This is a genomic window from Providencia sp. PROV236, assembly GCF_033676985.1.
Taxonomy (GTDB): domain Bacteria; phylum Pseudomonadota; class Gammaproteobacteria; order Enterobacterales; family Enterobacteriaceae; genus Providencia; species Providencia manganoxydans.
The window spans coordinates 4,118,971-4,130,700 of the sequence record NZ_CP096297.1; the positions used below are offsets into that span (position 1 = coordinate 4,118,971).

The window sequence follows — 11,730 nt, forward strand, 5'->3', positions numbered from 1 at the left end:
TATTTTCCATCCAATAGCATGAGGTTTGTCACTATTCTACCCATCAAATACAGGTTTATAAATGCATTAACCTATGAATCTTTTTTTAATTTAGATAAACTCCACGCGCAGGGTAAGGTACAATCCCTCCCTGCAAACCTCTGTCAATTATATTCAGGACCTTCGTCATGAAAACATTAGGCGAATTCATCGTCGATAAGCAACAAGATTTTCCTCATGCAACAGGAGAGCTGACGGCGTTACTGTCAGCGATTAAACTGGGCGCTAAAATTATCCATCGTGATATTAATAAAGCTGGACTGGTAGACATTCTTGGCACGAGCGGTGTTTCGAATGTTCAAGGTGAAGTCCAAATGAAGCTTGACCTGTATGCAAATGAAAAACTGAAAGCGGCTTTGAAAGCACGCGGAGAAGTTGCCGGTATTGCCTCTGAAGAAGAAGACGAAATTGTCATTTTCGAAGGTGACCGTGCAGAAAACGCGAAATACGTCGTTTTAATGGATCCACTGGATGGTTCTTCAAATATCGATGTAAACGTTTCCGTCGGCACAATCTTCTCAATTTACCATCGTATAACTCCAATTGGCCAACCTGTGACTGAAGCTGATTTCTTGCAGCCAGGTCATCGTCAAGTCGCCGCTGGCTATGTTGTTTATGGCTCATCAACCATGCTAGTTTATACTACGGGTTGTGGCGTGCATGCCTTCACTTATGATCCATCTCTTGGCGTATTCTGCCTATCTCATGAGAAAGTCATGTTTCCAGCAGAAGGAAAAATGTATTCAATCAACGAAGGTAACTATATCAAGTTCCCTATGGGGGTTAAAAAATACATTAAGTACTGCCAAGAACAAGATGAGGCAACTGGGCGTCCATATACGACACGTTACATTGGTTCATTAGTCGCAGATTTCCATCGTAACTTGCTAAAAGGTGGCATTTATATCTACCCAAGCACAGCAAGTCATCCAAATGGTAAACTTCGTCTATTGTACGAGTGCAACCCAATTGCTTTCCTTGCAGAGCAAGCCGGCGGTAAAGCGAGTAATGGCCGTGATCGTATCTTAGATATTATCCCAAGTGAGCTTCACCAACGAGCACCGTTCTTTGTTGGAACTGAGTCTATGGTTGAAAAAGCAGAATCATTCATGCGTGAATTCCCTGACACTGAATAATCTGTTTCACTGAGCAAAGGCGGGAAATCTCGCCTTTTTTGTTTTGCATTCTCAGCTTTTTTTTATGAATGTCCTACCAACTAGTGAGTTTTACCCCTCTTTACGGCTATAATACCCCCCACGTTATGTATCAATCATGATAGCAGTTGTATTTTTTACGACTTAACATATTGATGACTATATTAGTTTTTAACATAAAGGATACTTTTCCATGGGCCTGAACAATGTACCGGCAGGTAAAGAACTGCCAGAAGATATCTACGTTATTATCGAAATCCCTGCTAACGCAGATCCAATCAAATATGAAGTTGATAAAGACTCTGGCGCTCTGTTTGTCGATCGTTTCATGTCTACCGCGATGTTCTATCCATGTAACTATGGTTACATCAACCACACGCTGTCTTTAGACGGTGATCCTGTTGATGTGTTAGTCCCTACCCCATACCCATTACAACCGGGTTCAGTGATCCGTTGCCGCCCAGTTGGCGTACTGAAAATGACTGATGAGTCAGGTGAAGATGCGAAACTGGTTGCAGTACCACACACAAAACTGAGCAAAGAATACGATCACATTAAAGATGTGAACGATCTGCCTGAATTACTGCGCGCACAAATCACACATTTCTTTGAACACTATAAAGATCTCGAAAAAGGTAAGTGGGTTAAAGTTGATGGTTGGGATAATGCAGCAGCCGCTAAAGCTGAAATCATCGCTTCTTTCGAACGCGCTGCGAAGAAATAATTAACCCTTTCGGGGGGATACTCTAAATAATTCGAGGTGCAGCAACGACAAGCGAACAAATCGCTAGCAGCATAGAAAACGGTGTGACTGGCGTGAGCAAGCTAGGTCAACAACGCTGCAACTTGAAGTATGACGAGTATATAAGGCTCTAACAGGACTGTTAGAGCCTTTTTCATATCTGAAAAACGCCGATATCCTATATGAGATATCGGCATTTACTGACACTACTCTTCTTCGTGGCGTTTTAGCCAATCACCACTCTTGATGCGGTGCAAGCCGTCAACGGAATGACGATAGAGGTAAATCCAAGCATTACCATATGGCGTAGAAATTAATTCACGGACATAGTCCTGTGAGTTTTTCTTTAGCTCATCTAATTCAGTCAAAATAGAGGGATTGATACGGTAAACTTCGCATTCAATCACCCCATCTCCTTTGACAACTGCTGGATAATACCCAAGATCGTAAAGCTCATAGCCTTCTAACTTATGCTCTCCAAGTAATTGAGCATAAGTCATCCAGTGATGATTTCCCTGCTTGCGCCTTAAACTGCCATAAACAATTACACGCATATTCTAAAACTCAAATTGGTAAAGGAGATCAAGAGCCTGATTAACACCAGACACTGCTTCCAAATATAATTTAGGCATTAATCGATAACGTAATGTTAGCGTTGCCAATGAATCAAATATACCAACACCATACTTAATTTGTAGGTCGTTAGTAATTTTGCCGCTCACGACCACTTGGGATTTATCACCTACCCCTTGGGTATCGAGCGCCAGATCAGATACCCCAAATGTCTCACCAATTTTACCGACAAGCTGTCCACTTTGTGCCACACCAAGCCCAATGAGCATTGAGGTCATCTGAGAGCCATTAGCATCTCCGCTATCTAATCCTTCTCCGCGTAACAGATAGGATAGTGCTTCTTGCTGAGTTTTGGCTGGCTCAGAGAATATCTCGACTTTTGGTTTGTCTGCAAGTCCTGTGACCTTAACGCCTGCAATAACACCATCAGCCGTGTTATCTGGATTACGAATAGCCTCTAGATTCAAGAACGGCTGTTCCGGTGGCCCAGAGAACTGAATTTGCCCTTTACGTACAAGCAAATCTTGGCCGTAAGCATGGAAACGCCCTGACGGGATATCAATTTGCCCATTGAGACTCAAGCCTTGTTTGTTTTGCAACACTTTCAGCATACCCGTTAAGCGCGCTTTCAAACCAAAGGCATCCAATTGCACATCATTACCAATTTTAATATCCAAATTAGTTTGAATTGGAATTGGCGTACTAGTTTCATCAATTGGCTTCAGATCACTGTCTAACATGACCACATCAGAAGATGCCCCTACCGCTGATTCAGGGATCTCCTGTACGGTAATACGCGCCCATGGGATATTCACACTACCATTTAGCGTCAGTAGTGAAGGTGAAGCTTCAAATACAATATCAGGCTGCACATCGACTTTGATCATCGGTGGGATAGAGACACGCAGGTTATTCCCCACAGCCATCACCTTGGCTCGCCATGCATCCACTTTACGCCAATCCGCATCACCATTGATGTTGAGATAACCTTCTGGCGTATTGATTTGACCAGTCATCACCGAGCTTGTGCCATTAAAAGCAATGCCTAAATTACCACTTTTAATATCAAATGGAATTAATGACGATTTCACTTCCAATCCAGAAAGTGCCAAATTACCATTCAACAATGGATTATTGGCGCTACCACCGAGGCGTAAATTGGCATTTAAGTCACCATTTGCCACTTCTTTCTCGCCAATCAGTGGCTTAATCATGGCTAATGTAATAGCGTTGATTTCCACATTACCTGAAAGTTGACGTTTTTTCTCAATGTCAGAAACTTGGATATTACCTTTCAGTTGGCCGTTATTAGCAATTTTAAATAACCAATTCAAATTGGCTTTACCATTTTGTAATGCAGCACTGAGCGTCAGTGTTTCAAACTCCAATGGTAAACGCGTGCCATCCACCAGCTGAACGGCTTTGACACCATTACCTTTCAGATCAATTTTAGCTTGTGGCAAGCTGCCATTATCTTTCCATACTACGTTAGCCTTGCCACTGAAAACACCTTGAACACGCGTTTCATCGGTTAGGAAAGGTTTTAACATCGCCAAATCAAAGCGCTCTAACACGATGTCAGCACTACCACTTTTTCCAGCTTTGATCGGTTTTGGCACACAAAGACGTGCATTCGTATTGACCCAGCAATGGGTTCCGATCGTCACTTCTTGTGTTTGATTGGCATAATCCAATGCCATAACTTTACTCAGCTGCCATTCACCAACAGGGGTTTCAAATAGCGTATTGCTTAGGTTACCTTTCCATTGCTCTGTTTGACGATCGAAACCACCCGCTAAGGTTAAATGACCTGAAACAGGCTCACCTTTGACATCTAATTTTAAAGTGTGCTTTTTCTCGCTGCCTTTAGCGTCTAATGTCAAATTGCTGACCACAAGGTCACCTTGTTTTAACTGGCGTACAACAACGGATAAATCGCCTTTGATTTGCTCGCCAGAAGCAACATTACCTTTAATGGCCACATTATCGATAGCAAGGTCTTTTTGCCATCTAACGCCACGTGCTGTTAAATCAGCTACCACTTCAGGGGCGGTGAGATCGCCTCGTAACTTAATGTCACCAAGAATGACGCCGCCTAAGCCTGGTAGAATACCATCCAGCCCCGGCGCGTTAATTTTCGCATCTAAGTTCCATTTCTCAGCAAGATTTCCTTTCACATCCAACTGATTTTTGCCTAAGGCAAGTTTGAATTCAGGTATATCCCACTGCCCAGCCGCATTACCTGAAGCTTGGCCACGTGCTTTTAAAACGTTATTTTTCACATTGCCATCAAGGGAAATATCTGGGATTTGCATTTGCCAGCTACCGCCATACAAACTCCCTCGCGTGGCGATCTTACCATCAACCTTCGCTGGCCATTCGGGCCATTGTTTGGCGGTATTAATACCCGATAGCGTCAGCACTGCATTCCAACTGATCGCCTTACTCCAATCTGCCACCCCCGTAATATCTGCATTACCTTGCAGAGCGGCTAAGCGTAGGCGGGTAATGTTAATTTGCTCTTCATTACCTTTCGCGTCTAACATCAGAGTTGACGGTGGAATTTCTTGACCTGTAATCGCTGAACGCAGTGATAAATCATAGGCAGATGGACGCCCGTTTAAACGTAAACGCGTGCCATCCAGTTGATACTGAGCATCGCCTACCAAAGGCCATGTTAACTTTTGGCTTTCTAAGGTCAGTAAAATAGGTAGATCGGCTTGACCAAGGTCAGTTTCCGCATTCAATGTTGCATTAATGGGGCCACTAAGATTTAAAGCCAATTTTAGTTCTTCAAGCAATCCGCCTTTCAAGGATAAATCAATTTTTTGGCCATTTAGGTCATCAAGACGACTTTCCCCTGTAATCGATAGGGATACAGGCCACTTATCTTTTAAAGTTGCCGTACCTGACAAAGCAACATTGCCTTGTGGTGCATCAACAGTAAACTGTTTCAGTAAAACATTTTGCCCATCATTAGACAGCTGCAAGCGCAAATCATTGATAGATGCCTCTGTTGCACCAGAAAGTTGTAGATTCGAGCCATTGATACCTTCAACATTCAAATCAACAGGTAAAATGACCTCAGGCAATTCAGCTAATAAAGGTTTTTCAAACAATGCCTTTAACGTTTCACCTATCGGCTTCTCTTCACCCACAGGGGTTTCTGGCACTGGCTGCTCAGGCTGCTTTTCTTCACTGACAGGTAAATTAATCGCTAAATCAATAATGTCAGTCGGGGCTAATGTCAGTGCTTTTTTCTGCCAATGCAATCCCGTTTTGAACTTCGCTAAATCAATATTCGTTCCATCAACAGTCACTTTAGTTGATGTTAATTGCAGCTGATTGAGGCTGATAGTTAATGGCGCATTCAATTCCGTTAACGGCTCTGAAGGCGGAGTTTCTTCCGAAGGTGGCATTTTTGAAGTATCAACATCGACCACAACATTCTCAGTCGAAAGATCGTCAATGCACAATTCACGATGAGTTAAGCAACGTAAACGTAAAGCAAGATGGATTTTCTCTGCATTCACATCGACACCCGGCATTTGATATTTAACGCCTGCTAAGGTTAAGTCGCGAATGTCACCTTCAATAGAACGGATTTCCAGCCCCGGAACAAAGCGCGTTGCGCTATTTAGTGCAAAATGTAGGCCTGATTGCGTGCCAAGTACCCATCCCAATGCCGCAAAGACTAAGACCAGTACTAATAAAACGGCGAGACTTATCCATTTAAACCACTTCATCCATTTCATAGTTCAGTCCCCAAGCCGATATAGAATTGAATCTTATTATTATCAGGGTCACCTATCGGGGTTGCCAAATCAAACTTAATTGGCCCTACTGGTGAAACCCAACGGACACCAATCCCCGCCCCCGTTTTAAAATCACTTTTCTTAATGTCATTAACCGCTTCACCGCTATCAATGAAGGCTGCTCCCCACCAATTGCCCGTGAAGTTGTAATCATATTCGATAGAGCCTACCACCAGTTTTGATGCCCCTGTCAGCTTGCCCTTGCTATCTTCTGGTGAAATTTTTTGGTAGCCATAACCACGCACACTGCCATCCCCCCCCGCGAAGAAACGTAAATCAGGTGGCACTTTGTCAAAGTTATTGGTTTCTATCCAACCTAAATTGCCTCTGACAACAAAGCGGTGTCCTTCCCAAGGTGAACGGATCCACACTTGTTTCGTTTGCAAGACAAGAAAATCGATATCAGAACCCCAGATTTCATTAGAGTAATCGATTGAATAACGTTGGCTATCTCCCCAACTCGGCATGACCCCACCGCGCTGACGAATTCGACTTACATTTGCTCCAGGGTAAAGTAACATGGTGGTATTCGTTACATCGGCCTGCGTAAAGTGGCTCAGCATCCAACGCATATTAACGCCATACTGCCAACCACTTGAATAATCCCAGTTACGTGACACATTCAAAGTCGTTGTATCTGATTCTGTATCGTTTAAATCAGTGCGCTTATAACCCCCTTGGACCGCATAATATTGCTCAAGTGGATTCGCTTTTAGGGGGATTTTGTAGCTCGCGTCAATGATTTGCTCTGGCTGAGATAAACTAATATTGGACGTAATACTTTGCCCACGCGAGTTTACCCATGGCCGATTCCACGTCGCTTTTACTCGAGGACCAACATCTGTCGCATAGCCGCCGCCTAACTCAACAAAGTTTTTTGCCCGAGGAACCATCACGCCTTCCATCGGTAAGATGTCTGTATGGTTCTCACGCGCTTTGGCAATATTTGGCGTCACAATTGAGGAGGTAAACCAACCTGTTTCTGCAAGTCTACGGTTAAACTCAGCAAGCTGCTCTGAAGTATAGTATTCACCTTCTTTGAAAGGCGCTAAGTTGTTGAGGTAATCAGAGCGAATTTGTGAACCTTCATAGGAAATAGCACCGAAACGATAACGTTCACCACTATTAAAATCGAAATCCCAATAAGATGCATGATGATCTAATGAAATACCCAGTTGGCTTTTTTCCATAACGGCATCAAAGTAGCCTTCACGGATAGCTAAACTGCTAAATTTCCCTTTAAAACTTTCATATTCGCCATCATTTTGAATAGTCCCTATTTTAGGGGTATTATTTTTTATCATTTTGGCATAGTTGGGGTCAGTTTTTGCGCCCCCTTCTAATATCACCTTCACGCCTTGCACCGTGACCGGTTCACCTAACGTGACTTTTGCCGTTAATATTGAACGTGCGGGAGGCTTGTTTTCTTGATAACTAAACTCAATCTTAGGCTCATAATAGCCAAGTGGTCTTAGCCCTTCTTCGATCGCTTTAGTGACTCGAGCGCGAAAACGACCATTAGGAGCCACTTCATCTTGAGAAATATTGGAAAGTTGAACGCGGACGTTCTGATTTGTTTGCCCTTCAAGTCCTTCAATATTAAGGCGAAGATTTGCACCATACGCTACAGGCACAGCCGCCGTTAAGCAGAGAAAACAGATGATAGGGTATTTTGACACGCCCGCTCCTAAGATCATTGATAGTTTGACTAAACACTTAATATCAATTTATTTTGAGTAAAATAAACATTAGATACAAGTTTTTATCCTAATTTACTCTAAATAATTCAAGTTTCAGCTAGCCGACACGCGAACGAGCCGCTAGCAGCATAGAGTACTCTGTGACTGGCACGAGTGAACGTAGTCAACAACGCTACAACTTGAAATACGATGAGTATTTTTACTTAAATTGCACACCATCACTTATAAGGTTCTGTTATGTCTTCCAATAAATTACACCCAGTGAGTATTTCACAAGCATTACCCGGTCGACAATGTGCGATCCCTCATTCACCATATCATGCAGTTAACCATCATTCGATTGATAATATTCCGAACAATACTGAAACGGCTTATTTTGCTATGGGCTGCTTTTGGGGTGTAGAGCGACTATTTTGGCAACAACCGGGGGTATATTCAACATCTGTCGGCTACAGCGGGGGGATCACCCCAAACCCAACTTACGAAGAGGTTTGCACTGGCCTAACTGGCCATACAGAAATTGTCCGTGTTGTCTTTGATCCACAAGTCATTAGCTACGCTGATTTATTAACCCTATTTTGGGAGAATCATGATCCTGCCCAAGGCATGCGTCAAGGTGGCGATATTGGAACCCAATATCGTTCAGCAATCTACACAATTTCTGAATCACAGCAACAGCAAGCACAAGCCACACTGAATGCCTATCAACAAGCAATGAAGGCACAGCAAGACTCACGAACCATCACCACTGAAATTGCACCATTAGATGCGTTTTATTTTGCAGAAGACTATCATCAACAATACTTACACAAAAATCCAGCGGGCTACTGTGGATTAGGGGGGATTGGGATTTGCTTGCCGCCAAACATAAACTTATACTCTAAATAATTCGAGATGCAGCTAGGCGACAAGCGAAGATAGGCGAGGAGCATAGATAAACTCTATGACTTGGCTAGCTTAGTGCAGCCAACAACGCTACAACTTGAAGTATGACAAGTATAGGCAGATAATTTAACCTAATGCTATACTAACGTGACTAACCAAATTTTGCGCACTCCGCGCCACTTTTATCTGTGTAGTAAGGACAGTTACCTTCAGGGGATCCTACATTACCAAGGATCATATGTTCCTGAAGGTATTATCTGGATAATTTATGCTTAATAGTTTACTGATCGTTCTTTTATTATGTGCAATTAGCGCATTTTTTTCGTTGTCAGAAATTTCACTGGCAGCCTCCCGCCGCATTAAATTGAAACTGATGGCCGATGAAGGCAATATCAATGCAGCTCGCGTTCTCAAATTACAAGAAATGCCGGGTAAATTCTTTACTGTGGTACAAATCGGCCTAAATGCTGTCGCCATTTTAGCAGGTATTGTTGGTGAATCCGCCTTTTCTCCCGCACTACAGGATATTTTTATTAACTTCCTATCACCTGTTTGGGCACAACAGGTCGCCTCTATTCTGTCATTCACCATTGTCACTAGCCTATTCATTTTAGTCGCTGACTTAACGCCTAAACGTATTGGCATGGTAAAACCAGAAGCGATCGCGGTCCACATTGTCAATCCAATGCGCTTTTGCCTCGCAGTACTTAGTCCATTTGTATGGTTTTTTAATGGCCTTGCTAACCTTATCTTCAAAATTTTCAAATTGCCTACAGCACGTAATGAAGATATCACGTCTGATGATATTTTTGCGGTCGTTGAAGCAGGTGCAGTGGCAGGTGTATTACGTAAACAAGAACATGAGCTGATTGAAAACGTATTTGAATTAGAATCTCGTACAGTTCCTTCAGCAATGACGCCACGTGAAAGTATTATTTACTTTGATAAGCAAGAATCTGAAGACAGCATCAAACATAAAATATCAACAGAGCCTCATTCGAAGTTTTTGGTATGTAACGGTGACATTGACCATGTGATTGGCTATGTTGACTCAAAAGTACTGCTGAATCGCGTACTAAATGGACAAAGCCTGAATTTAAAAGATGGTGTACATATTCAGCCTGCATTAATGATCCCTGATACGCTATCGCTTTCTGATACTCTAGAGGCATTTAAAGCCAATGGTGTTGATTTTGCGGTTATTCTTAATGAATATGCCATGGTCATGGGAGTGATCACGATTAATGACGTTATGATCACATTAATGGGTGACTTACTCGGCCCCGGACAAGAAGAACAAATTGTCACACGTGACGAGAACTCATGGTTAGTCGAAGGTGGCACACCAATTGAGGATGTACAGCGTATTCTTGATATTGATGATTTCCCTGATTTCAGCAACTACGAAACCATCGCAGGGTTTATGATGTACCGCCTGAGAAAAATGCCAAAACGTACGGACTATGTGAAGTATGCAGGTTATAAATTCGAAGTGGTCGATATTGATAACTATAAGATTGACCAGCTGCTTGTGACTCGTCTAACGACACCACCAGCACCCGTTGTCGTACAAGCAGGTAAAAACAACACCGAAACGGCTAACGCAGAACAACCAACAAAAAATATCAAAGATTAATGTCTTACAGCGAAGCCGTTTCTTGTTAACGCGCCACTTTATGTGGCGCTGTTTTTAGCTCAATAGCAACACAGCATAACTATTGATACTAACAGCAATCACCCCAACTCAGTTTGCAAAACAAGAATTTGTTTGTTCACCTCACTCATCACATTGTAATGGCGTTTATCACCCACCTTAGGTGGTAAAATCTTGCCATAGTTAAATTCAAAAGCGCCAAAATCCTTAATATATAGGCGACCACGGAATAGCGTTTTAACGTAGAGTGCAATTTTGGATGGGTTATAACGGTTAAATATTTTCATTAGAACTTTTCCTTTCCTTTTGTCTGACGATACTCGTTCACTCATACCGCTCGTTAATAATAGACCAGCAATGTTTACTTTGGTTCGATTATTGCAGTTTTATTCAATTCATTTACAGAAAATGACACTGCAAACTCTCTGTCAATAACCGCAAAAACTGTGTAGTTATGCTAAATTTTGCAAAAATGTTAATTTTCATCTCACAACTCATCGGATGAGCTATGCTATAACAGTAACTACTTAGTACCTTCACCGTCACACATTGCCATTTGATGTAAGGCAATCACAAAAATGAGGTAACATAATGATTAAAAAGAATTTTTTATTTGCTTGCTTACTGGCTTTATCATCAACCGCTTTTGCAAGCCAAATCCAGCTCAATCAACCCGTTCCAGCCGTTACTGTGACAGACAAAGGTGAAATGCTCTTAAACCAAGAAGGGAAATTTTCATACCAAGAGTGGAAAAGCCAACAGTTACCGGGAAAAGTTCGGACAATTCAGCATATTGCAGGCCGCTCCTCCGCGAAAGAGCTCAATGCACCATTAATTGAAGCGATCAAAAAAGCCAGCTTCCCACATGATAGTTATCAAACGACCTCAATTATTAATGCCGATGATGCTATTTTTGGTACAGGCGTGTTTGTTAGCAATAGTGTTGAGGACAGCAAAAAAGAATTTCCTTACTCACAATTTATTGTCGATAGCGACGGTGTTGTGAAGCAAGCTTGGAGCCTCGCCCCTGAAAGCTCAGCGATTATCATATTGAACAAACAAGGCAATGTACTTTATTTTAAAGATGGCGCACTCACAGCCCCTGAAATCAATAAAGTGATTGAACTGATTAAAACTGAATTAACTAATTAGTATGACTTAACCGCTA

9 protein-coding genes are annotated in these 11,730 nt (G+C 42.3%); 5 read left to right on the plus strand and 4 right to left on the minus strand.

Features of this window, described 5'->3' with window-relative positions:
- Positions 1-167 precede the first annotated feature (167 nt).
- Together fbp and ppa are read left to right on the plus strand one after the other, a co-directional pair.
- On the plus strand, positions 168-1,175 hold the full coding sequence (fbp, locus tag M1E96_RS19100) for a class 1 fructose-bisphosphatase (protein WP_140181069.1): 1,008 nt from the start codon (positions 168-170) through the stop codon (positions 1,173-1,175).
- Positions 1,176-1,386: 211 nt separating this feature from the next.
- Entirely contained in the window at positions 1,387-1,917 is a 531-nt protein-coding gene (ppa, locus tag M1E96_RS19105; protein ID WP_070925606.1) for an inorganic diphosphatase, read from the plus strand.
- 224 nt (positions 1,918-2,141) lie between these two features.
- Here the strand turns inward: ppa and M1E96_RS19110 are convergent, their stop codons facing one another.
- Genes M1E96_RS19110 through M1E96_RS19120 form a run of 3 tightly spaced genes read right to left on the minus strand, consistent with a single transcriptional unit; the run spans position 2,142 to position 8,002 of the window.
- Entirely contained in the window at positions 2,142-2,489 is a 348-nt protein-coding gene (locus M1E96_RS19110; protein WP_070925608.1) for a gamma-glutamylcyclotransferase, read from the minus strand.
- A 3-nt stretch (positions 2,490-2,492) separates the two neighbouring features.
- Positions 2,493-6,263, minus strand: coding sequence for a translocation/assembly module TamB domain-containing protein (locus M1E96_RS19115; RefSeq protein ID WP_070925610.1), 3,771 nt, complete (start codon positions 6,261-6,263; stop codon positions 2,493-2,495).
- The gene (locus M1E96_RS19120) at positions 6,260-8,002 is read right to left on the minus strand and encodes an autotransporter assembly complex family protein (RefSeq protein WP_070925613.1); all 1,743 of its coding nucleotides are present in this window, start codon (positions 8,000-8,002) and stop codon (positions 6,260-6,262) included. The genes M1E96_RS19115 and M1E96_RS19120 overlap by 4 nt, the downstream gene beginning before the upstream one ends.
- 258 nt (positions 8,003-8,260) lie before the next feature.
- On the opposite strand from M1E96_RS19120, the gene msrA reads away from it, so the two are divergent.
- Together msrA and M1E96_RS19130 are read left to right on the plus strand one after the other, a co-directional pair.
- Positions 8,261-8,911, plus strand: coding sequence for a peptide-methionine (S)-S-oxide reductase MsrA (gene msrA, locus M1E96_RS19125; protein ID WP_283125981.1), 651 nt, complete (start codon positions 8,261-8,263; stop codon positions 8,909-8,911).
- A 265-nt stretch (positions 8,912-9,176) separates the two neighbouring features.
- Entirely contained in the window at positions 9,177-10,544 is a 1,368-nt protein-coding gene (locus M1E96_RS19130) for a hemolysin family protein (RefSeq protein WP_070925616.1), read from the plus strand.
- Between the two features lie 98 nt (positions 10,545-10,642).
- Here the strand turns inward: M1E96_RS19130 and M1E96_RS19135 are convergent, their stop codons facing one another.
- Positions 10,643-10,849, minus strand: coding sequence for a DUF1107 domain-containing protein (locus M1E96_RS19135; protein WP_070925618.1), 207 nt, complete (start codon positions 10,847-10,849; stop codon positions 10,643-10,645).
- Positions 10,850-11,153: 304 nt separating this feature from the next.
- On the opposite strand from M1E96_RS19135, the gene M1E96_RS19140 reads away from it, so the two are divergent.
- A complete protein-coding gene (locus tag M1E96_RS19140) occupies positions 11,154-11,714 on the plus strand; it encodes a YtfJ family protein (RefSeq protein WP_070925619.1) in 561 nt (186 codons plus the stop codon).
- The last annotated feature ends 16 nt before the right edge of the window (positions 11,715-11,730 follow it).